The organism is Cupriavidus sp. PET2-C1 (assembly GCF_054515855.1).
In genome coordinates this window covers 2101798-2123451 of the sequence record NZ_CM137260.1, presented here as the reverse complement: position 1 = coordinate 2123451, position 21654 = coordinate 2101798, and the positions used below count along the sequence as shown (strand labels likewise).

The following is a 21654-nucleotide window of genomic DNA, read 5'->3' as shown; positions in this document are numbered from 1 at the left end:
CGCTTTAGCTCAGCATCAGGGTGATGCGGTACGTGGCAAAGGCAGCCAGGTAACCCAGGCTTGCCAGGTAGGCCGTCGAGGCGGCCATCACCTTCCAGGAGCCGGTTTCGCGCCGGATCACCGCCATGGTGGAGATGCATTGCGGCGCGAACACGTACCAGGCCAGCAGCGACAGCGCCGTGGCGAGCGACCATTGCGCGGCGATCATCGGCACCAGCTGGCTGGCCATGGCGTCCTCGCTGCCGGACAGCGCATAGACGGTGGCCAGCGCGCCAACGGCAACTTCGCGCGCGGCCAGGCCCGGCACCAGCGCGATGCAGATCTGCCAATTGAAGCCGATCGGGGCAAAAACATGCTCCAGCGCCCGGCCGATCATGCCGGCGAAGCTGTAGTCGATGGCCGGGGCGGTGGCGCCGTCCGGCGGCGACGGGAACGTGGCCAGGAACCACAGCAGCACCGTCAGTGTCAGGATCACCTTGCCCACGCGGGACAGGAAGATGCGGGCACGCTCCCACAGGCCGATCGCCACGTCGCGCGCATTGGGGATGCGGTACGAGGGCAGTTCCATCATCAGCGGGTGGTCGGTGCGGTCGCGGCGGAAATACTTCAGCACGTACGCCACCACCAGCGCGCTCACGATGCCCGCCACATAGAGGACGAACAGCACCAGGCCCTGCAGGTTGAACATCCCCATCACCGTGCGCGCCGGGATGAAGGCGCCGATCAGCAGGGCGTACACGGGCAGGCGCGCGGAGCACGTCATCAGCGGGGCCACCAGGATGGTCGCGAGGCGGTCGCGCGGGTCCTGGATGGTACGCGTGGCCATGATGCCGGGAATCGCGCAGGCAAAGCTGGAGAGCAGCGGGATAAAGGAGCGGCCGGACAAGCCGGCCCCCATCATCAGGCGGTCAAGCAGGAAGGCGGCGCGCGGCAGGTAGCCGGACTCCTCCAGCGTCAGGATGAACAGGAACAGGATCAGGATCTGCGGCAGGAACACGACGACGGCGCCCAGGCCGGCGATCAGGCCATCCACCAGCAGGCTGCGCAGCATGCCCTCGGGCAGATGACTGCCGACGATCTCGCCGAACCAGTGCACGCCGCCCTCGATGCCGTCCATCAGCGGGGCGGCCCAGGAGAACACCGCCTGGAACATCAGGAACAGCAGCACGGCCAGGATGATCAGGCCGAACACCGGATGCAGCAGGATGCGGTCGAGGCGGTCGTCGATGGCCGCGGTGCGTGCCGGCATGGTCACGGCGGCATCCAGCAGGCGCTTGACCTCCTGGTGCACGTCCAGGTCGGATGCCGGCTCGGGGGCTGCAGCCGGCACTTCAGGCAAGGCCGCGTCCAGAGCGGCCAGCAGGCTGGCGGCGCCATCGCGCTTGACGGCAATCGTACGGACCACCGGCACGCCGAGCGCGGCGGCCAGCTTGTCGTGGTCGATGTGGATGCCGCGCTTGGCCGCGGCATCGCTCATGTTGAGCACCAGCACCATCGGCAGGCCGAGGCGGCGCAGTTCCAGCACGAAGCGCAGGTGCAGGCGCAAATTGGTGGCATCCACCACCGACACCAGCAGGTCCGGGCGCGGCTCGCCCGGGCGCTTGCCCAGGCAGACGTCGCGCGTGATGGCTTCATCCAGGCTGGCTGCGTGCAGGCTATAGGCACCCGGCAGGTCCAGCACACGCACCTGCCGGCCGGCCGGCGAGACAAAATGGCCTTCCTTGCGCTCGACGGTGACGCCGGCGTAGTTGGCCACCTTCTGGCGGCTGCCGGTCAGGCGATTGAACAGCGCGGTCTTGCCGCAATTGGGATTGCCCACCAGCGCAACGCGCAATGCGGGACGCTGGGAAGCGGAAGTCGGGGTGGCGACAGACATATTCTTGGCAGGTGCCCGGTCAGGCAGCGGAACGTTTGGCGGCGGGCGCGTCGGGCTGCGCTGCCGGCGTGATGCTGGAGACGGTGGCGCTTAGCGCTTCCACGGTAATGCGAGCCGCTTCGGCGCGGCGCAAGGCAAACCGGGTAAAGCCCACCTGGGCGACAAGGGGATCCATGCCGAACGGTCCCAGCGCGATGACCTGTACGGCTTCACCCGGCACAAAGCCGAGTTCGCGCAGGCGGCGTGCCACCGGATCGTTAGGAGAATTGTCATCGATCGAGACGATGACAGCGGCGGTGCGCCGCGGAAGTTCAGACAACCGCATGTGGCTTCCAGTCCGTTGGCGCGAGGCACGGCACGCGGTCGGCAAACTCACACCAGGGTTGGTAAATGAAAATCGTTCCTATTGTAGCTGATTTGCCTGCGGGTGTTTTGATTTCGCGCCGTTGTGCTATTAGTGCGCGCTTGCATGCATGGCGCACGACAATGCCGGCGGTCCGCCATCGCCCCAAAGCGCACGTCAGGCATCAATCTGTCGCGCCCGACCATGCGGCACCCTGTGCGGGTGCCGCGCCTTGCTCACCGTGCCGCAGCCTAGCCCGGGCTAGAACTTGTGGCGGATGCCCGCCACCGCGCCAAGCTGGTTCAGGCCGGGGCCGATGCTGGCCTGGATGCCATTCAGGCCGACGCGCGAACCGTCCTTGTTCTTGACGTATCCGAGCGTCAGGTAGCCATCGGTGCGCTTGGACAGCGCGTAGTCCAGCGTGCCGACCAGGCTCCAGGGATCTTGCGCGCTGCGCTTGTCGTTCATCACGTAGGCCGACGCACTCAACGTCAGCGCTGGCGTAAACGCATAGCTCGCGCCGAGCCAGAACAGGTCGTTCCGGCGCGCCGCCACGGTAGGAGTGCTGCCAATGTCGCCGCTCAGCCAGCGATAGCCCGCGAACACCTTGGCGCGAGCGAATGCATAGCTGCCGGCTACGGCGATGCGCCGGTCGCGCTGCGCCGGGTTTTGGCCGGACAGGCCGGTGGTGCCCTGCTGCTGGTCGTAGATGATCGTGGCCCCGGCGTTGCCCGTGGCGTATTCCAGCGCGGTGCTCCAGGCGCGGTCGTTCCGTGCGTTGCCGGCGGTCTCGCCCGTGATGGTGCTGGTGGTGCTGGTGGTGCCGGTGGTTACGGAGGTCCCGCGCGCGAACGCGTACATCGCGCTGGCCGTCAGCCCGCCGAACTTCACTACGTACTTGGCGGCGTTGTCGTAGCGTCCCGCGAGTGAGCTATCCATCAGGAATGCGGAGTAGCGCGGCGCGATGGCCATGGCGTCGTAGTTGATCAGGATGTCGTAGAGCAGGCTGTTCTGGTGCCCCGCGGTGATCCGCCCATAGGGCGTGTTCAAGCCGGCATAGGCCTGCCGCCCGAACAGCCGGCCGGCCTGGCCCAGCGTGCCCGCATCGATATCGAAGCCGCTCTCGAGTACGAACAGCGCGCTGGTGCCGCCGCCGAGGTCTTCCGTGCCGCGCAGGCCCCAGCGCGAGCCGGACAGGTTGCCCGAAGCCATCCGCGCGAGGGCGTTACCGCTGGCGTCGGCGTGGGTGAGGTACTCGATGCCGACGTCGGCAACGCCATAGAGTACCAGGCCGGACTGCGCCCAGGCGGGGGCGGACAGGGTGAGTGCCGCGATGGCGAACGCGTATCCGGGCGTCAGGCGGGGGATGTCTTTCATTGCCTTGATTTCCTTCATTGCCTTCATTTCGTTCATGTCTTTTCCTTACGGCAGGTGCAAACGCAAGGCGCAAGCGGTCGCACGGGATCCGTGATGGCCGTGGCGTAGCGGTGCAGCAATGGGATCGGGTGGGGCGGGCGGCGCGCGTTGCCCCGTGGGTCTCAGTTGGCCTTGGCGAGCTTTAGCAGGCTTGTGTCGGCTTCCGTCAGCGTTTTGCGGGTCTTAGTCGATCCGCAGGCCGATCTGCGCGGCGAGCTTCTTCCAGCGCTCGATGTCGGTGTTCACCACTTTCTGGAATTCCGCCGGGGTGCTGCTGGCGGTGGCAAATCCCAGTTGGGCGAGATTGGCCTTGACCTCGGGTTTGGCGACGGCCTTGGCGATGGCCGCGTTGAGCTTCTGCACGATGTCTGGCGGCGTGTGCGCCGGGGCCAGGATGCCAAACCACTGGTCGACGTCATAGCCACTGACCCCAAGCTCGCTCACCGAGGCCACGTCCGGTAGCAGCGGCGACCGGCCTTTTGATGTGACGGCCAGCGCGCGCAGCTTGTTGGCCTTCAGGTAAGGCACCGTGTTGCTGAGCGTGTTGATGCTGACATCGGCCTGGCCGCCCAGCACGTCGGCGAGCGCAGGCGCGCAACCCTTATAAGGCACGTGCAGCAGGTCAATCCTGGCCGAGATCTTGAGCAGTTCGCCGGCAAGGTGCTGGGGCGTGCCGTTGCCGCAGGAGGCGTACGTCGGCGGCTTGCCCGAGCGCCCGGCTGCGAGCAGGTCATTGAACGTCTGGATCTTGGAAGAAACGGGTACGGCGATGACGGATGGCACGGATGCCACTGAGATCACCGCGCTGAAGTCCTTGCCTGGATCGAACTGCAGGTTGCGGAACACACCGGGGTTGATGGCAAAGCTGCTGTTGACCACCAGCAAGGTATAGCCGTCCGACGGGCTCTTGGCGACGTACTCGGCGCCGATATTGCCGCTGGCGCCCGGCCGGTTGTCGACCACCACGGGCTGGCCCAGGCTGCGGCCCACCTCCGAGCCGATCACCCGCGCCAGCGTGTCGGTTCCCCCGCCCGCCGGGAACGTCACCACCAGCCGGATCGGCTTTTGTGGAAAGTCGCCGCCGATATTGGCGCTCGCCTGCGCGGGCAGGCCGAACAGCGTGGCCCCCAGCAAGGAGATCGATGCGAGACTGCGTACCACGGATAAGGATGTCATTTGTTGCCTCATCGGTTGAAGGAAATGATAGATCAGTGCGCCAGTGCAGGCGGCGCGCCCGGACGCGCTGCTAGTCCGGCTGGATACGAACCGGTGGCCCGGCGAGCTCTGCCGAAGCGTGAGCCCGTACGCCCGCCTCCAGATCGCTGGCGGTCTCGGCGTGGATCCTGAACAGCGGTTGCCCCGCAACGAGCCGATCCCCCACCGTGCACAGCAGGTCCACTCCAGCGCCAGGCCGGCGCGGCGCACCGGCGCCGCGCGCAATGCCGGCGATGGCAAAGCCGTTGATGTCCGCGACGACGCCCGCTGTGCTGGCCGGTACGGTGTGGACATGATTGCCCGGTGCATCCGGCGCCGCCCTTGCGCCCTGCGCGGCCACGATCCGGTCGAATGCGGCGCTTGCGGCCCCGGAGGCAAGCAATTCGCCCGCAATCCGCCGCCCCTCGGCGGGAGATCCCACGGCCGGGTCGAACGCAAGAATCTGTCCGGCAAAGAACAAGGCCTTTTCGCGCAGGTCCGCGGGCGCGTCGGGGCTGCCATTGAGTACCTGCAGCACATCCCGCACTTCCAGTGCCGGGCCCACGCCGCGCCCGATGGGTTGGCTGCCGTCCGTCGCGAACGCGCGCACCTGCATGCCCAGCCCGGCGCCCACCGCTTCGAACAAGACGCCCAGGGCCTGCGCTTCGGCTTGCGACTTGAGCTTCGCCTGCGGGCCGAAGGGCAGGTCGACGATGACGTGGGTCGAGCCCGCGGTGTATTTCTTGGACAGGATGGACGCCACCGACCACCGGTTGGCGTCCAGGCCGAGCGGGCGCGTGATGGCATTCATCACATCGTCGATCGCCGAGTGATTAAGGCGGCCGTTCCAGGCAATGCAGGCCCGCGCTTGCTCCACGCAACGGCGCACGTCGTCGATGTCCAGGTCCACCCGCGCCACCGTCTCCATGGCCTCGGCGGTGCCGGCCGCGGAAGTGATCGCCCGCGACGAGGTCTTGGGCATCGCGAGCCCGAACGCCGCGACGATCGGCACCACGATCAGCGTGATGCGGCTGCCCGGCACGCCGCCCATGGAGTGCTTGTCCACCACGATGGGTTCGTCCCAGCCGATCCTGGGGGCAAAGCGCGTGCGGGCACGCGCGACGCTGACCACTTCCGCATCGGTGAGGTGCTGCGAGGCAGCCACCAGGAACGCGGTCAGCTCGATCTCCGTATAGCGGCCCTCCACCGCATCGCGCAGCACGGCTTCGTACTCGGCCTCGCTCAAGGCATCGCCGCGCAGCTTCTTGCGCAGCACATCGCGGCTGACGGGGCCGGGAATCCGGCGCAGGCGCACGGTGCTGCCGGGCGCAACGCCCAGGCGCTCGAAGAGGGCATCGGACAGGCCGATTTCTTCTTCCTGCAGCCAGCCCGGGCTCTCGACCACATGCAAGGCCGCGGGGATCTCGGCCGTTCCGGAGCGCACGGCCACGCGGGCCTGGCCCGCGGCATTGGCGGGCGACACATAGGCAATGTGCGCGTCGCCGGCGGCGATCGGCATGCGTCTGGCCTTGAGCGGCGTCGACGCCGTGCGCAGCGCTTCGAGAAAGCGCGCGATGCCCACCGCCATGGCAGCGTCGTTCGATACGCAGACGCTCGCCACGCCGGCCGGGATCGGATCGGGCATGCGCTCGAGCCTGCGCAGCACCGCGTCGCCGGATTCGCGTCCGCGCGCGGCAATGCGCTGCGCCAGCACCTGCAGCGGCGCCGTGACATGGATGACGACGAAGTTGCGCAACTGGCCAGCCAGCGCTGCCGCAATGCCGCGCGAGCCGTTGGCGATGACATGCCGGCCACGCTCCAGTTCACCGAGCAAGCTGGCCGGCAAGCCATAGCGCAAGCCATGCGCAGCCCACGTGATCAGGAAGGCGTTGGCCGCCTCGCGCGCCGAGAATTCGGCCTCCGTCACGCCCTCGTGGTCCTCGCCCGGCGAGCCCGTTGGCCGGGTGATGACGCGCCTGGCAAACACGTAGCGGGGATCGGCCAGCAGCGCGGCCCTGGCGCCGTCCATCAGCGAATCCTTGCCCGCGCCGCTGGGGCCAACCACGAGGAAGAAGGTGCCGGCAGCTGGCATGGGCTTATCCCGCGTGGTGGAGGCCGTCGCCAAAGCCGATGGCCCGACGCGGTTCAGATAGCGGGAGGCTTCCAGGCTGCTTGTGCATGTGTCGTTCCAGGTCTCGGGGTTTTTCATGGTCATCCTATGCTTTCTCTTGGTCCCATTTCGTCGACCGTGCGTCGACTGAGCCGCGTACGTCCTCGGGCAATATGCTTAGATATCGAAGTACAAAGGCAATGCTAGCACCTGATGAAACCTTGTCAAGATAAGTTCGACATCTAAGAATATGCAAGAGTCAGGCCATAGCCGGAAAGGGCCGTATCCACGGCCTTTGGTGGAGATTCCAGCAATGTCTAGCAGGGAAATCCCTCTGCGGGTGCGTTGCTGCTTCGTCGTGGCGCAAGCCCGCACTGATGTAGTGAGCACTACATTGGGACGCGGAAAAATGATTGGCAGGCGAATATCCGGCGAGAGACCGGCGTGGCGGAAGATCCGGCTGCTTTGCTAACGCGTTATCATGTTTTCCATCATCGGGCGCGGGCATGGCCGGCGCCGACAAGGACTCCCACACCGTCTTATGGCCACATCAAAATTGACTGAAACGCAGGCGCCCGCCCAGCCAGGCGACATCGCCAACGAGCGCCTGGCGCATATGGTGAAGGACGCTGCCCGGGCGTATATCCGCGCCCTGCAGATGCGCCTGGCCGAACACACGGTCTCCTATGGGCACTGGACCATCCTGCGGATCCTCTGGGATCACGATGGTTTGTCGCAGCGCGAGCTGAGCGACCTGGCGGGCGTCACGGAGCCGACCACATTCGCGGCGGTCAAGGCGCTGGAAGCGCTGGGCTATATCGAGCGCACGCATCTGCCCGGCAACAAGAAGAATGTCCATGTGTTCCTGACCAAGACGGGACGCGCCCTCAAGCGCAAGCTGGTGCCGCTGGCCGAGGAGGTCAATGCGATCAGCGTGGAGGGGGTCTCGGCCGAGGACGTCGCGATTGCGCGCAAGGTGCTGATTGCCATCAACCACAACCTGGCGAAGGACGAGGAACAGGCGCAGGGCACGGCACGGCGTATGCCGTCGACGCGCGAGCTGGGGCGGCTGCTGGCGGATCTTTGAGCCAGTGCCGGCGCCGGCGGCAAGCGTGGCATGAAAAAAGCGCGCCAGGCAGCAGCCAGGCGCGCGTCAACGTGGCGGGAAGGAGTGGTTCCCGCTAACACGGTAGCTCTCACACGGTAGCTTTACACCGCTCGCTCACACCGCATCGTCCAGCCCGATATCCACGGCCGGCGCGGACTGGGTGATCTTGCTGGTGGAGATGTAGTCAACGCCGGTCTCGGCGATGGGGCGGATGGTCTCCAGGTTGATGCCGCCGGACGCCTCCACCTTGGTGCGCCCGTTGACGATGGCAACGGCTTCGCGCATGTCGGCCACGGACATGTTGTCCAGCATGATCACGTCGACGCCCGCCTTCAGGGCTTCATGCACCTGGTCCAGCCGGTCGCACTCCACTTCCAGCTTGGTCAGCACCGGCAATTGCCGGCGCGCGCGCTCCACGGCCGCGGCGATGCTGCCGCACACGGCGATATGGTTGTCCTTGATCATCACGCCGTTATCCAGCCCCAGCCGGTGGTTCAGGCCGCCACCGCAGGTTACCGCGTGCTTCTCCAGCACGCGCAGCCCCGGCGTGGTCTTGCGGCTGTCGATCAGGCGCGCCTTGGTGCCGGCAATCGCCTCCACATAGCGGGCGGTATGGTTGGCGATCCCGCACAGCCTTTGCATGATGTTCAGCGCCGTGCGCTCGGCGGTCAGCACGCTGCGCGCGGAGCCGCTCACGGCGATCAGGATGGCGCCTTTGGCGACCTTGTCGCCATCGTTGACACGTACGTCCACATGCAGCGACGGATCGTAGCGGGAGAACACGCGGGCGGCCACATCCACGCCGGCGATCAGCATCGGCTCACGCGCATTCATATAGAACGAACCCGTCTCGCCCTTCTCGATCATGGTGTGGACCGTCAGGTCGCAGGCGCCGATGTCTTCGGTCAGCCACAGGTCAATCAGCTTGTCGGTTGCAAATGGGTCGTACATGCTTGGCTCCAGGGTTCCGGGGGTCCGGTGGGTTGGTGTCGCGGTCTTGACGTGAATGCGAAAAATGCTTAGATATCGAAGTACGTACGGCAATCCTAGCATTTGCCGTGGCCTTGTCAAGTAAAGTTCGACATCTAAGAATAATTTCGCGGCGACGCGCAATGTGCCGGCCTGTCATAAAATGCTTGTCGACACACGACCGGGCCACGCCCCGGCCTTCCTGACACGCACAGACGGAGCACAAGACATGATTCTCGAAATAGCGCAGTTCCAGATCAAACCGGGTACCGAGTCGGACTTCGAGGCGGCGGTCGCCAAGGCGGCGCCGCTCTTCAAGCGCGCCCGCGGCTGCCACGCCATGCGGCTGCTCAGGTCGATCGAAACCCCCTCGCATTTCACGCTGGAGGTCAAGTGGGAGACGGTCGAGAACCACATGGTGGATTTCCGCGAATCCGCGGACTTCGCCGAATGGCGCAAGCTGGTTGGCGACTACTTTGCCGCTGCGCCCAACGTGGGCCATGTCAGCGTGGCGGTCGAGGGGTTCTGAATCCGGACCGGCGGGCAATCCCCCCCTGCTTGAGTAGGGTCCCGAATAACGCAATTGCGTTATTGGTGGGGGAAAGTGCAGCGGGTATGCTCCTTGCACGCTGAACACCCCGTTCCACGCGTATTTGACGTGCCACCTGCCGGTAAAGCAGGTGGCATTTTCTTTGTGAGTCTGGCGTTTACCCTGATTGCGTTCGCCATTGCAGGCGCGTGCCGCATTGTGGGGTGAGCCGGAAGGCCCCGGCTCTCTTTCTCTTCCCGCCCTACCTCCTTATTTCTCATCCCGCATCTTCTCCAGGAAGCGGTCGCGCGCGGGTTCGTCCGTTCCCGCCTTCCAGACGCAATACACCTCCGACGGCACCGTCGCCTGCGCCAGCGGCAAAAACACCGCCCCCGCCATCGCCGATCTTTGCAGCGCCGCCGGCACCACCGCCACGCCGGTTCCTTGCGACACCAGGGACACCACCGACAGCCAGTGCCGCACCTCATGCCGGATTTGCGGATAAAAGCCCTGCGCCGCGCACATCTCGAAGATGCGGTTGTAGTAGTCGGGCGAGGCCTTGCGGGAGAACAGCACGAAGGGCTCGCCGCGCAGCTCGCTCAGCGCCACGGTGGCCTGCCTCGCCAGGGGATGGTCATGCGGCACGCAGCACAGGAAGGGCTCGCTATGGACCAGCGCGGTGGCCAGTTCGTCGGGCACGCGGTTGGTGTGGATGAAGCCGGCATCCAGCCCGTCATGCAGCAGCGCGTCGATCTGCTCCTGCGAGTTGAGTTCCGTCAGCGCCACCTGGATGCCGGGGTAGCTGGCCTGGAACTCCCGCAAGCGCTGGGGCAGGCCGCGGTACAGCATGGAGCCGACGAAGCCGATGCGCAGCCGCCCGACGGCGCCGGCCTCGATCTCGCGAGCCAGCAGGCGGGCCTCTTCGGCCTGGGCCAGCAGCGCGCTGGCCGATTCGCGGAAGGCCCGGCCGGCGGCGGTCAGGCGCACGCCGCGGCTGTCGCGCTCGAACAGGCGGGCGCCCACCGAGGCTTCCAGCTGCTGGATATTGAGCGAGAGCGGCGGCTGCGAGATCGACAGGCGGCGGGCGGCCCGGCCGAAGTGGAGTTCTTCGGCGAGGACGAGGAAGTAGCGCAGGTGACGGAATTCCATGGCGATATAAAAAATATATGGACCAAGCCAATTTTAGAATTAGACACGAATCGCCGGACTTTGAATAATGCAGACAAAGTATCCGGCGCCAAGTGCAAGTGCCGGCACACACAGGAGATACCCCATGCAGACCAGCGCAGCGCACCAAACAGTCGTTTCGGCCACTTCGTCCGCTCCGTCCGCCTCGCCCGCCTCGCCCGCCTCGGCCGTGCCCGCACCCTCTGCCACGCCCGCGCATCCGGTGCCGGACCAGCAAGGTGTCAACCTGTTTGCCAGCGACCCGGACCTGCGCGCGTTGCTGCCGCTCTACCTCCCGCCCGACCTGTTCGCCCACCTGCTGCCCCATCTCGATCGCATGGGCGCGCTGGCCGGCGGCGTGCTGGACGAACTCGCGCATATCGCCGACCAGAACAAGCCCACCTTGTCGCACCGGACCCGCACCGGCATCGATGCGCAGCGCATCGACAAGCATCCCGCTTACGTGGAGCTTGAGAAGGTGGCGTTCTCCGAGTTCGGCCTGGCGGCGGCATCGCACCGCGGCGGCGTCCTCGGCTGGGACAAGCCGATGCCGGCCGCAGCCAAGTACGCGCTGACCTACCTGTTCGTGCAGGCCGAGTTCGGCCTGTGCTGCCCGCTGTCGATGACCGATTCGCTGACCCGCACCTTGCGCAAGTTCGGCGATCCGGCGGTGGTCGAGCGTTTCCTGCCGAACCTCACCACCCAGGTCTTCGAGGACCTGTACCAGGGCGCCATGTTCATGACCGAGCAAGGCGCGGGCTCCGACGTGGCCGCCACCACCACCCGCGCCGCGCGCGATGCGCAGGCCGAGGGTGGCTGGCGCCTGTCGGGCGACAAGTGGTTCTGCTCCAACCCGGACGCCGCGCTGGCGATGGTGCTGGCCCGCGTCGAGGACGAAAGCGGCGAGGCCGCGCCCGGCATCAAGGGCGTGTCGCTGTTCCTGCTGCCGCGCACGCTGGCCGATGGCAGCGCCAACCACTACCGCATCATCCGGCTCAAGGACAAGCTCGGCACGCGCTCCATGGCCAGCGGCGAGATCCGCCTGGAAGGCGCGAATGCCTACCTGGTGGGCGAGCTCGGCCGGGGCTTCGTGCAGATGGCCGACATGATCAACAACTCGCGCCTGTCCAACGGCGTGCGGGCGGCCGGCCTGATGCGCCGCGCCTTGTCGGAGGGCCAGTTCATCGCGCGCGAGCGCCGGGCCTTTGGCAAGCGCCTGCTGGACATGCCGCTGATGCGCCGCCAGTTGCTCAAGCTGGCGCTGCCCACCGAGCAGGCCCGCACCATGGTGTTCCAGACGGCCGAGGCGCTGCGCCGCGCCGACGCTGGCGAGTCCGATGCCTATGCGCTGATGCGCGTGCTGACGCCGCTGATCAAGTTCCGCGCCTGCCGCGATGCGCGCAAGGTCACCGGCGACGCCATGGAGATGCGCGGCGGCTGCGGCTATATCGAGGAATGGAGCGACCCGCGCCTGGTGCGCGACGCGCATCTTGGCTCGATCTGGGAAGGCACCAGCAACATCGTTGCCCTTGACGTGCTGCGTGCGATCCGCCGCGAAGGCGCGCTGCCCGTGCTGGAAGCCCACCTCGCGGGCTTGCTGCAAGCCACGCCGATGCATGCCGGGGCGCGCGCCACGTTCACCGCGGCGATTGCCCGGGCCGCGAAGCTGGCCACCCGCGCCGCCGAAGCCGGCGCCGATGGCGACGTGCTGGCGCGCCAGGCCGCATCGGCCCTGTACCACGTGACCAGCGCGGTCGCCATGGCCTGGGAAGCCGGCCGCATCGGCTCGGTACGGCGCATGCGATTGGCCCAGCTGGTGCTGCTCCATCGCGTGCTGCCCCAGGATCCGCTGGCCGGCGAGGCCGAACCCTATTGGCTGGCCGACACCATCGCGCCGCCCCCCGACGGCGCCGAGAGCGCCACCGGCGAGGTGGCGCAGGTCAACCTCTTCTGACGCCTTACCGAAAACCGACAAGCCCCCACGGCGCCCTACGGCGCCGCACACGCCGGCGCAGCATCGGCTGCCCGGCGCAAGAAGACCTAAACCAGGAGACAACCATGACCCTCTGGCAACGCCTCGCCGCTGTCGCCGCCTGCACCCTCTGCGTGGGCATTGCCCCCGCGCTGGCGCAGAAGGACTTCCCGTCCAAGCCCATCATGATGATCGTGACCTACCCGCCCGGCGGCCCCACCGACGTGATGGCGCGCACCCTGGCGTCCGCGCTCAAGGGCAGCCTTGGCCAGACCGTGGTGGTGGAAAACCGCGCCGGCGCCGGCGGCAATATCGGCGCCGAAGCCGTGGCGCGCGCGGAGCCGGATGGCTACACGCTGATGTTCGGCACCTCGGCCCCGCTGGCGATCAACGTCAGCCTGTACCGCAAGATCAACTACGACCCGGTCAAGAGCTTCGCGCCGATCATCCAGATCGGCCAGCTGCCCAATGTGCTGGTGGTGAACCCCTCGGTGCCCGCCAAGACCGTCGGTGAGCTGATCGCCTACGGCAAGGCCAATCCGGGCAAGCTGACCTACGCCTCGTCCGGCAATGGCGCGTCCTCGCACCTGGCCGGCGTGCTGTTCAACAACCTGGCCGGCACGGACTTCCGCCATATTCCCTACAAGGGCACCGGCCCCGCCCTCAACGACCTGCTTGGCGGCCAGGTGAGCATGAGCTTCACCGACGTGCTGACCGCGCTGCCCTTCATCAAGAGCGGCAAGTTCCGCGTGCTGGGCGTGACCACCAAGAGCCGCTCGCAGGCACTGCCCGATGTGCCCACCGTGGCCGAGCAGGGCGTGCCCGGCTTCGACGTCTCGGTGTTCTTCGGTGTGGTCGCGCCGGCCGGCACGCCGCCGGCGGTCATCGCCAAGCTCAACCATGCCTTTGCCGAGGCGCTGCAACAGCCCGAAGTGCGCAAGACCCTGCAGGCGCAAGGCCTGGAACTGCCGCCGTCGACCTCGCCCGAGCAGCTTGGCAGCTTCGTCAAGGCAGAGGTGACCAAATGGCGCGGCGTGGTGCAGAAATCGGGTGCTCAGCTGGACTGAGCCAGGGGCACGTCCCGCCAAGCCAGGCTATGAATCATGGCCGGTTCGGCGGTAGTATCGACGTTTGCCAACCTGCATGCAGTCCAACGCACCTGGCGGCATGAGGGCGAATTCGTGGGCATCGCGGCATAGCGGTGCCCGCTTTGCCTTCATGCGGCCCCAACCTACCCTGTGCCCGCCATGACCGATCTTTCCCTGCCCGCACCCGTCAACGAATTTGCCGGTGAAGCGCCGGGCCTGCTGTTTGCCCTGCCGATGCCCATGGCCCGCGTGTTCGGCCTGACCGGCGTGCACATCAACGCCAAAGAGGCGCGCGTGAGCATGGCCTACCACCCGGACCACACCAACAGCCGCGGCGACGTGCACGGCGGCGCGCTGGCCACGCTGCTCGATTGCGCGCTGTCCTGCGCCGCGCGCGGCCACGATCCGCGCCGCTTTGGCGTGGCCACGATCGACCTGTCGGTGCATTTCACCGCGCCCGGGCGCGGCGAGCTGACCGCCACCGCCTGGTGCGAGCGGCGCGGCCGTTCCCTGTGCTTCGCGCGCGGCGAGATCCGCGATGCGCAGGGCGAGCTGCTGGCGTTGGCCACCGGCACCTTCAAGCTGCTGGATCGCACGCCCGCGCCGGCCGCCTGAGCCCATCCACGTTGTTTGTCGTTTGTCGCACGTTCATCGCCGCAGTTACGGAACCCCTCTCATGAGCAAACTCCCTGTCTCGCCCGGCGCGCTCGCCGGCATCCGCGTGGTCGATCTCTCCCGCATCCTGGGCGGGCCGTTCTGCGGCCAGATCCTTGGCGACCATGGCGCCGACGTGCTGAAAATCGAGCCGCCCCAGGGCGACGACACCCGCACCTGGGGGCCTCCGTTCAAGGACGGCGTGGCCTCTTATTACTTCGGCCTGAACCGCAACAAGCGCGTGATGCGGCTGGACCTGAGCGCCGATGCCGACCGCGAGGTGCTGCTTGCCCTGCTGGCGGACGCCGACGTGCTGGTCGAGAACTTCAAGACCGGCACGCTCGAAAAATGGGGGCTGGGGTTTGACGCGCTGTCGGCACGCTTCCCGCGCCTGGTGCACTGCCGGGTTTCCGGCTTTGGCGCCGATGGCCCGCTGGGTGGCCTGCCCGGCTACGACGCTGCCATCCAGGCCATGGCGGGCATCATGAGCATCAACGGCGAAGCCGGCGGCGACGCGCTGCGCGTGGGCTTGCCGGTGGTGGACATGGTCACCGGGCTGAACGCCGCGCTGGGCGTGTTGCTGGCCCTGCAGGAGCGCGAGCGCAGCGGGCGCGGCCAGTTTGTCGAGGCGGCGCTGTATGACTCGGGCCTGTCGCTGCTGCACCCGCACGCGGCCAACTGGTTCATGAGCGGCAAGGAGCCGACCCGCACCGGCAACGCGCACCCGAACATCTATCCGTACGACACCGTCGCCACCGCCACCGACCCGGTCTTTCTCGCGGTTGGCAACGATCGGCAGTTCCGCATCCTGTGTGAGCACCTGGACATGCCGGGGTTTGCCGACGATGCGCGCTACGCCACCGCCGGCGCGCGCTCGGTCAACCGTGCCACGCTCAAGGTGGAGCTGGAAGCGCGCATGGGCAAGCTGGATGGCAAGGTGCTGGCCGATACGCTGGTGGCCGCCGGCGTGCCGTGCGCGCCGGTGCTGTCGGTGGCGGACGCCTTGCAGCATCCGCACACCGTCCACCGCGAGATGGTGGTGGAGATGGCGGATGGCTACAAGGGCCTAGGGTCGCCCGTCAAGCTCAGCCGCACGCCCGCTACCTACCGCTACGCGCCGCTGGCCGAGGGCGACCAGTTCCTGCCGCGCGACGCCGCCAACGACAGCGAGTAAAGCGGCAGGGCTGTGCCCGCTCAGTGCGGAATCATCCCCGTGAACACATAAGCCTGCAGCATGGTGATGATGCCCACGATCACCGCGAACAGCAGGCTGTGCTTCACGGTAAAGCGGAACAGCTCGGACTCCTTGCCGACCAGCCCGGTGGCCGCACAGGCCACCGCGATGGATTGCGGCGAGATCATCTTGCCGGTCACGCCGCCGGTGGTGTTGGCCGCCACCAGCAGCGTGTCGGACACGCCGATCTGGTGCGCGGTGGTGCTCTGCAGCGAGCAGAACAGCGCATTGGACGACGTGTCCGAGCCGGTCAGGAACACGCCCAGCCAGCCCAGGAAGGGCGAGAAGAACGGAAACGCCGCGCCCGTGCCGGCCAGCAGCAGCGCCAGCGTCGACGACATGCCCGAGTAGTTGGCGACAAAGGCGAAGCCCAGCACCAGCCCGATCGACAGGATGGGGCGGCGCAGCTCCATCAGCGTTTCGCCGAAAGTGGCCAGCGCGGCGCGCGGCTTTATGCGCAGCAGCACGGCGGAGATCAGCGCGGTCAGCAGGATGGCGGTGCCCACCGCCGATACCAGGTCGAGCTTGAACACCGCCTCGTAGGCCTTGGGCTGTGCCACGATCGGCGCAGCCTTGATCACCAGCTGGTCCAGCGCCGGCACATGGAACTTCAGCACCCAGCCAGCCAGCGCGCCGTTGCCGGCAAACAGCGCCTTGAACGACGGCAGGCTCCACACGGTCACGATGGCGGTCAGGATGCCGAACGGCGCCCACGCGCGCACGGTCTGTGCCACGGTGTAGGGCGAGGCACGGCGGTTGTCGCCCGCACGGTGGCCGATGCTGCCCGCATCGCTTGCCAGCCCGCCACCCATGCGCGCCAGTGCCGCCGCACCGCCGCTCGCCTTCACCACGCCGCCAGCCCGCCGGCTTGCGCGCTTGGGCTGCCACACCTTCAGGAACAGCGTCAGCGACACCAGGCTCACCAGCGCCGAGGTGATGTCCGGCAACTCCGGCCCGATATGGTTCGAGGTGAAATACTGCGTCACCGAGAAGCTCGCGCCGGTCACCAGCGCCGCCGGCCACGTCTCTTTCACGCCGCGCTTGCCGTCCATGATGAACACCAGCCAGAACGGCACCGCCAGCGACAGCAGCGGCAATTGCCGGCCCGCCATCGCGCCGATGTGCATGGCATCGATGCCGGTCACCTGGCCCGCCACGATGATGGGAATGCCCATGGCGCCGAAGGCCACCGGCGCGGTGTTGGCGATCAGGCACAGGCCCGCCGCATAGAGCGGGTTGAAGCCCAGGCCCACCAGCAGGGCCGCGGTGATGGCCACCGGCGCGCCAAAGCCCGCCGCGCCTTCCAGGAAGGCGCCAAAGGCAAAGCCGATCAGCAGCATCTGCAGGCGCTGGTCATCGGTGATGGCCAGCACGGACGCGCGGATGATGTCGAACTGCCCGGTCTTCACCACGATCTTGTAGAGGAACACCGCGGTCACGATGATCCACGCGATCGGCCACAGGCCGTAGGCAAAGCCGAAGCCCGCTGCGGCGAGCGCCTGTGGCACGGGCATGCCGTAGGCGAAGATCGCCACGCCGATGGCAAGGAGCAGCGTGATGGCTGCTGCCACGTGGCCTTTCATGCGCAGCACCGCCAGGGCGAGGAAGAAGAAGAGGATGGGTAGCGCGGCTGCGAGCGCGGACAGCCATAGGCTGCCTAGCGGTGTGTAGGTCTGGGTCCAGGGTTGCACGGTGGGTCTCCTCCGGGGATTGTGTTTGAGTGAACTGGGTTGGGGCGTCTTGTTGCTGGTGTTTTTTTGTTGTCTGACTGCGAAGTCAAAGGCTTCAAGACAAGGCTTAAAGTCAAAGGCAGTTTCACCACCCCTGCGGGGCGGCGACCTACTTTTTTGTCTTGCCAAAAAAGTAGGCAAAAAAGGCGCGCCGGATGGGGCGACACCCTCCTCGTCGGCAGACAAAAAGAGCGGCCGGGGGCCAAACTCACATCGCCTTAAGGCGATGCTCAGACATGGCCCCCTCTTTTCCGCTCTTTTTGCCTGCCGACGAGGACGCCCCATACGGCCTGGTAAACCTTGACGGCTCGCTTCGCATCGCTTGGGGGGCTCGCTTCGCATCGCGCTGTGTTGCCCGCTGGCGGGTCTATACGTCAGCGCTTTTGTTGTGTCTGTTGCTGGTGCCGCCTACTCCGCCTGTCCACGCTCGCGCAGCAAGTCCGACAGGCTGCGCGGCGCGGGGGTAAGCGGCGCGCGGTGCCGGGTCCACCCGAGCTGGCGTTTTGGCGTCAGCACCCGCAGCCGCGTGGCGGCCCAGCGGAACAGCCGGTAGGTGAGCGGATGCGCGAACGCGCCGCTCCAGAAGCGCCAGACCAGGTGCTCGCCGCGGCTGAACTTGGCGCCCTGGCCGCGCAGCGGATGCGCAACCTGTTCGTCCGGATCGCGGTTGGCTTCGGTGCGCAGGCGGATCAGCAGTTGCGGAATCGGGATGCGCACGGGGCACACTTCGCCGCAGGCGCCGCACAGGCTGGAGGCGGTGGCGAGGTCCGCCGTGGCATCGAGCCCGAGCAGGTGCGGCGAGATGATCTTGCCGATCGGCCCGGGGTAGGTGGTGCCGTAGGCATGGCCGCCGATGCGTGTGTAGACCGGGCAATGGTTCATGCACGCGCCGCAGCGGATGCACTGCAGCGTGGCGCGCAGTTGCGCGTCGGCATAGGCCTGGCTGCGGCCGTTATCCAGCAGCACCAGGTGCACCTCGCGCGGGCCGTCGCGCTCGCCCGCGCGGCGCGGGCCGGAGATCAGGTTGAAGTAGGTGGTGATGGCCTGCCCGGTGGCCGAGCGCGTCAACAGGCTGGACAGCGGCACGATGTGCTCAAGCCGGGCCACCACCTTCTCCATGCCCATGATGGCGATATGCACATCGGGCACCGTGGTGGACAGGCGGCCGTTGCCCTCGTTTTCCACCAGCCATAGCGTGCCGGTGTCCGCGGCGGCAAAGTTCACGCCGGACAGGCCGATGTCGGCGTTGACGAATTCCTGGCGCAGCGCGCGCCGGCCGGTCTGGATCAGTTCGTCCACGTCCTCGGTATAGGGCGTGCCGGGGATATGCTGCGCGAACAGCTCGGCAATGTCGCCGCGCGTCTTGTGGATGGCCGGCATCACGATGTGCGACGGCTTCTCGCCCGCGAGCTGCACGATGTACTCGCCCATGTCGGACTCGATGCAGTCGATGCCACGCTCGGCCAGGTAATGGTTCAGCTCGATTTCCTCGCTGGCCATCGACTTGCCCTTGATCACGCGGCGTGCCTGGCGGGCCTGCGCGATGCCGTGCACGATCGCATTGGCCTCGTCAGCGGTCTCAGCCCAGTGCACCTGCACGCCGGCCGCGGTGAGCTTGTCCTCCAGTTGCACCAGCAGGTCCGGCAGTTGCGACAGCGCGTGCTGGCGGATCGCTTCGCCCAGGTCGCGCAACTGCTCCAGCTCATCGCCGTCGGGGAACTGCACGGCGCGCTTGGCCTGCAGGAAGTCCATGGCGCCGCGAAAGCTGCTGCGCAGCTTGGGGTCGTCCAGCGCCGCGCGCGAGCGCGCCTTGAAATCCGCGGCGGGCACGAAGTGCAGGGGGGCGGCGCTGTCCCGGGCAGTCGTTGATGTACTCATTGCGCGGCTCCCGTCCCGGCGCTGCCGGTCACGATGATGACCCACAGCTCGCGCGGGCCATGCGCGCCGTAGGCCAGCGTTTGCTGGATGTCCGAGGTCTTGGATGGGCCGGATACCAGCACCAGGTTGGTCGGCATGCCCGCGCTCCAGCGCTCGGCGCGCGCGGCGCAATGCAGGTCCGGATACAGCGTCTCGGCGTAGATCAGCGCGATATGCAGCGGCGGCACCAGCGAGACCGTGCGTGGCGTTTGCGCGTCGGGCGCCAGCACCAGCGTGCCGGTGGCGGCAATGCCGGAGCGCGCCACGGTGAAGCCCGCGTCCACGGTGTCGAAGAGTTCCGCTTTCCATGCTTCGATGGGGCGCGCGTAAGACAGCGGCGCCACGCTGGCGGGCAAAGCGCGCATCAGCGCGGCGCCTTGCGCGGCGGCCGGGTCCAGCAGCAGGCGGCGCACGCCGGCGGCAGCGAGCCTGTCTGCAAGTTGCGCGGGCCAGGCCTCGGCGCTGGCGCACCAGGCCAGCGCGTGCGAGGCGCCCAGTGCAGCCTGCATGGCCTGCGCCAGTTCGGCGGGGGTGGCCGCCTCGCGGCGGGCGTCGTAGTGCGCGTCGATGCGCGCATCCAGCTGGCCGGCATCGGCAGCGGCAGCGGGTGCCGGTGCGGCCGCGCGTAGCCGGCCGAGCATGCGCTCGCGGGCGCTCAGTGTGCTCATGCTTGCTCCTTGGCGGCGCCGCCGGTACGCCGCCACAGGAAGGTGGCGAGGTGCTCGACAGGCAGTGGCGCGCCCTGGTGCCTGGCCGCGTGCCCGATATTGAGCAGGCAGCCGCAGTCGGCGGAGACCAGCCGGTCGCAGCCGGTGGCGCAGGCCGAGGCGATCTTGTCCTGCACCATGGCGCCGGAGATGTCGGGATGCTTGAGCGAGAAGGTGCCGCCAAAGCCGCAGCACTCCGATTCGCGCTGATGCTCGGCACGCGTGACGCCGGGCAGGGCATCGACCAGGGCCACGCCATGGTCGCGCGTACCCATTTCTCGACGGGCGGCGCAGGAGGTGTGCAGCACCACGGTTTCGGGTGGCTGGCCGGCGACGCCGCTCACGTCGAAGCGCACATTCAGCACATGCAGCAGGAACTCGCTCAGCTCGTACACGCGTTCGGCCAGCAGGGCGGCCTTGGGGCCGGCCACGGGATCCTGCGCGAACAGTTGCGGCCAGTGGTGGCGCATCATCCCGGCGCAAGAGCCCGAGGGCACGATCACCGGCCATGGCTCGGCGAACAGATCCAGCTGGGCCAACGCCACCTTCCGGGCCTGTTCCGGGTTGCCGCTGCTATAGGCAGGCTGTCCGCAGCAACTCTGTCCACGCGGGAAGTGCACGGTCAGGCCCTCTCGCTCCAGCAGCCGCACGGCGTCCAGGCCGGCTTGCGGCACGAACATGTCGACCAGGCAGGTGGCGAACAGGTAGACCTGTGCCGGGGCAGGGGGATAGCGCCTTTGCTTCATGTCTCGCTCCGTGGGGGCGGCTGCCTGGCTGTCGGGCTCAGGGCTGGCCGTTGTTTGAGCGCATAATTCCGCGAGACGCGCGTCAGTTCAAATTGGTTGGACCAGTTGGGCGCAGCGAATGGATTCCGGAGCGAGAGGATGGCGGCGGGCAGGCAGGCGCGCGGGCGCGTGGAAGAGGTGATGCGGAAACTGGAAACGGCGATGCTGGACGGCACCTGGCCGGCCGGCGCCCGCCTGCCCGCGGAGCGGCTCCTGGCCGAGCAATATGGCGTGGCGCGCAACACCATCCGCGAGGCCACCCAGCGGCTGGCGGCGCGGGGCTTGCTGCAAAGCCGGCAGGGCGCCGGCGTGTTCGTCACCGAGCAGCTGCGCACCGGCTTTGCCTCGCCCTGGCGCCAGCTGGTGGCGGACCACCCGGTGCTGCGTGACGATATCCTGGAGTTTCGCCGGGTGCTGGAGGGCGCGACCGCTTACTTTGCCGCGATGCGCGCGGATGCCGCGGATCTCAAGCGCATCCGCGGCCTGCTCCGCGCGCTGGAAGCCGCCCGCCAGCAAGACGACAAGGCGGCCGAGGCCGAGGCGGACGCCAAGCTGCATGAGGCCATTGCCCAGGCCTCGCACAACACCATGTTCCTGCACCTGCATACCAGCGTGATCGGCATGCTGCGCGAGCACATCACCATCAACGGCACGGGCCTGCGGGTGCAGGACGAGGATGCCTCCGCGCTATTGCTGCTGCAGCACCGCACGCTGTGCGAGGCCATCTGCGCGCGCCGGCCGGAGGAGGCGCGCACCGCCATGCAGACGCACATCGACTTTGTGCGCAGCCGGGTGGAGCAGCAAGGAGACGGGGCAAGCGCCTGACGCCTGCCGCTGGATCGGCGGGAATTGGTC

Annotated in this window: 18 protein-coding genes; 7 read left to right on the top strand and 11 right to left on the bottom strand. The window is 67.5% G+C overall.

Annotated elements, in window-relative coordinates; genetic code table 11:
- Window positions 1-4 precede the first annotated feature (4 nt).
- The 5 genes from feoB to phnN all read right to left on the bottom strand — a co-directional run bounded on the left by feoB (window position 5) and on the right by phnN (window position 6921).
- Complete coding sequence (gene feoB, locus ACX12D_RS29555; protein WP_459374594.1) at window positions 5-1876, bottom strand: ferrous iron transport protein B; 1872 nt, start codon at window positions 1874-1876, stop codon at window positions 5-7.
- A 19-nt stretch (window positions 1877-1895) separates the two neighbouring features.
- On the bottom strand, window positions 1896-2201 hold the full coding sequence (locus ACX12D_RS29550; RefSeq protein ID WP_174426149.1) for a FeoA family protein: 306 nt from the start codon (window positions 2199-2201) through the stop codon (window positions 1896-1898).
- A 279-nt stretch (window positions 2202-2480) separates the two neighbouring features.
- Window positions 2481-3596 (bottom strand): porin, encoded by a 1116-nt coding sequence (locus ACX12D_RS29545; protein ID WP_459376556.1) that lies wholly within the window; start codon window positions 3594-3596, stop codon window positions 2481-2483.
- Window positions 3597-3818: 222 nt separating this feature from the next.
- Window positions 3819-4811 carry a tripartite tricarboxylate transporter substrate binding protein gene (locus ACX12D_RS29540; RefSeq protein WP_459374592.1) on the bottom strand — a complete coding sequence of 331 codons (993 nt, stop codon included), beginning with the start codon at window positions 4809-4811 and terminating at the stop codon, window positions 3819-3821.
- Window positions 4812-4881: 70 nt separating this feature from the next.
- Window positions 4882-6921, bottom strand: a complete 2040-nt coding sequence (phnN, locus tag ACX12D_RS29535) for a phosphonate metabolism protein/1,5-bisphosphokinase (PRPP-forming) PhnN (protein ID WP_459376555.1) — start codon at window positions 6919-6921, stop codon at window positions 4882-4884.
- A 559-nt stretch (window positions 6922-7480) separates the two neighbouring features.
- Here phnN and ACX12D_RS29530 point away from each other — a divergent pair.
- Entirely contained in the window at window positions 7481-8026 is a 546-nt protein-coding gene (locus ACX12D_RS29530) for a MarR family winged helix-turn-helix transcriptional regulator (RefSeq protein WP_459374591.1), read from the top strand.
- Between the two features lie 135 nt (window positions 8027-8161).
- Here the strand turns inward: ACX12D_RS29530 and nadC are convergent, their stop codons facing one another.
- Window positions 8162-8998 (bottom strand): carboxylating nicotinate-nucleotide diphosphorylase, encoded by an 837-nt coding sequence (gene nadC, locus ACX12D_RS29525; protein WP_441632710.1) that lies wholly within the window; start codon window positions 8996-8998, stop codon window positions 8162-8164.
- Window positions 8999-9245: 247 nt separating this feature from the next.
- Between nadC and ACX12D_RS29520 the strand changes: the two genes are divergently transcribed.
- Window positions 9246-9545 (top strand): antibiotic biosynthesis monooxygenase family protein, encoded by a 300-nt coding sequence (locus ACX12D_RS29520; RefSeq protein WP_441632712.1) that lies wholly within the window; start codon window positions 9246-9248, stop codon window positions 9543-9545.
- A 270-nt stretch (window positions 9546-9815) separates the two neighbouring features.
- Here the strand turns inward: ACX12D_RS29520 and ACX12D_RS29515 are convergent, their stop codons facing one another.
- Window positions 9816-10694 carry a LysR family transcriptional regulator gene (locus ACX12D_RS29515; protein WP_441632714.1) on the bottom strand — a complete coding sequence of 293 codons (879 nt, stop codon included), beginning with the start codon at window positions 10692-10694 and terminating at the stop codon, window positions 9816-9818.
- A gap of 124 nt (window positions 10695-10818) precedes the next feature.
- Here ACX12D_RS29515 and ACX12D_RS29510 point away from each other — a divergent pair, with 124 nt between their 5' ends.
- The 4 genes from ACX12D_RS29510 (at window position 10819) to ACX12D_RS29495 (ending at window position 15600) form a co-directional block, all read left to right on the top strand.
- The gene (locus ACX12D_RS29510) at window positions 10819-12666 is read left to right on the top strand and encodes an acyl-CoA dehydrogenase family protein (RefSeq protein WP_459374590.1); all 1848 of its coding nucleotides are present in this window, start codon (window positions 10819-10821) and stop codon (window positions 12664-12666) included.
- A gap of 104 nt (window positions 12667-12770) precedes the next feature.
- Complete coding sequence (locus tag ACX12D_RS29505; RefSeq protein WP_459374589.1) at window positions 12771-13751, top strand: Bug family tripartite tricarboxylate transporter substrate binding protein; 981 nt, start codon at window positions 12771-12773, stop codon at window positions 13749-13751.
- A gap of 180 nt (window positions 13752-13931) precedes the next feature.
- On the top strand, window positions 13932-14387 hold the full coding sequence (locus ACX12D_RS29500) for a PaaI family thioesterase (protein WP_459374588.1): 456 nt from the start codon (window positions 13932-13934) through the stop codon (window positions 14385-14387).
- Window positions 14388-14448: 61 nt separating this feature from the next.
- Complete coding sequence (locus ACX12D_RS29495) at window positions 14449-15600, top strand: CaiB/BaiF CoA transferase family protein (RefSeq protein ID WP_459374587.1); 1152 nt, start codon at window positions 14449-14451, stop codon at window positions 15598-15600.
- 20 nt (window positions 15601-15620) lie between these two features.
- Here ACX12D_RS29495 and ACX12D_RS29490 read toward each other — a convergent pair whose 3' ends face one another.
- The 4 genes from ACX12D_RS29490 to ACX12D_RS29475 all read right to left on the bottom strand — a co-directional run bounded on the left by ACX12D_RS29490 (window position 15621) and on the right by ACX12D_RS29475 (window position 20760).
- On the bottom strand, window positions 15621-17351 hold the full coding sequence (locus tag ACX12D_RS29490; RefSeq protein ID WP_459374586.1) for a lactate permease LctP family transporter: 1731 nt from the start codon (window positions 17349-17351) through the stop codon (window positions 15621-15623).
- 447 nt (window positions 17352-17798) lie between these two features.
- Window positions 17799-19268, bottom strand: a complete 1470-nt coding sequence (locus tag ACX12D_RS29485; RefSeq protein WP_459374585.1) for a LutB/LldF family L-lactate oxidation iron-sulfur protein — start codon at window positions 19266-19268, stop codon at window positions 17799-17801.
- The gene (locus ACX12D_RS29480) at window positions 19265-19975 is read right to left on the bottom strand and encodes a LutC/YkgG family protein (protein ID WP_459374584.1); all 711 of its coding nucleotides are present in this window, start codon (window positions 19973-19975) and stop codon (window positions 19265-19267) included. The genes ACX12D_RS29485 and ACX12D_RS29480 overlap by 4 nt, the downstream gene beginning before the upstream one ends.
- Window positions 19972-20760: a (Fe-S)-binding protein gene (locus ACX12D_RS29475; RefSeq protein WP_459374583.1), complete on the bottom strand. Its 789-nt coding sequence runs from the start codon at window positions 20758-20760 to the stop codon at window positions 19972-19974. The genes ACX12D_RS29480 and ACX12D_RS29475 overlap by 4 nt, the downstream gene beginning before the upstream one ends.
- A gap of 138 nt (window positions 20761-20898) precedes the next feature.
- Here ACX12D_RS29475 and ACX12D_RS29470 point away from each other — a divergent pair, with 138 nt between their 5' ends.
- Window positions 20899-21624: a FadR/GntR family transcriptional regulator gene (locus ACX12D_RS29470; protein WP_174426180.1), complete on the top strand. Its 726-nt coding sequence runs from the start codon at window positions 20899-20901 to the stop codon at window positions 21622-21624.
- Window positions 21625-21654 lie beyond the last annotated feature (30 nt).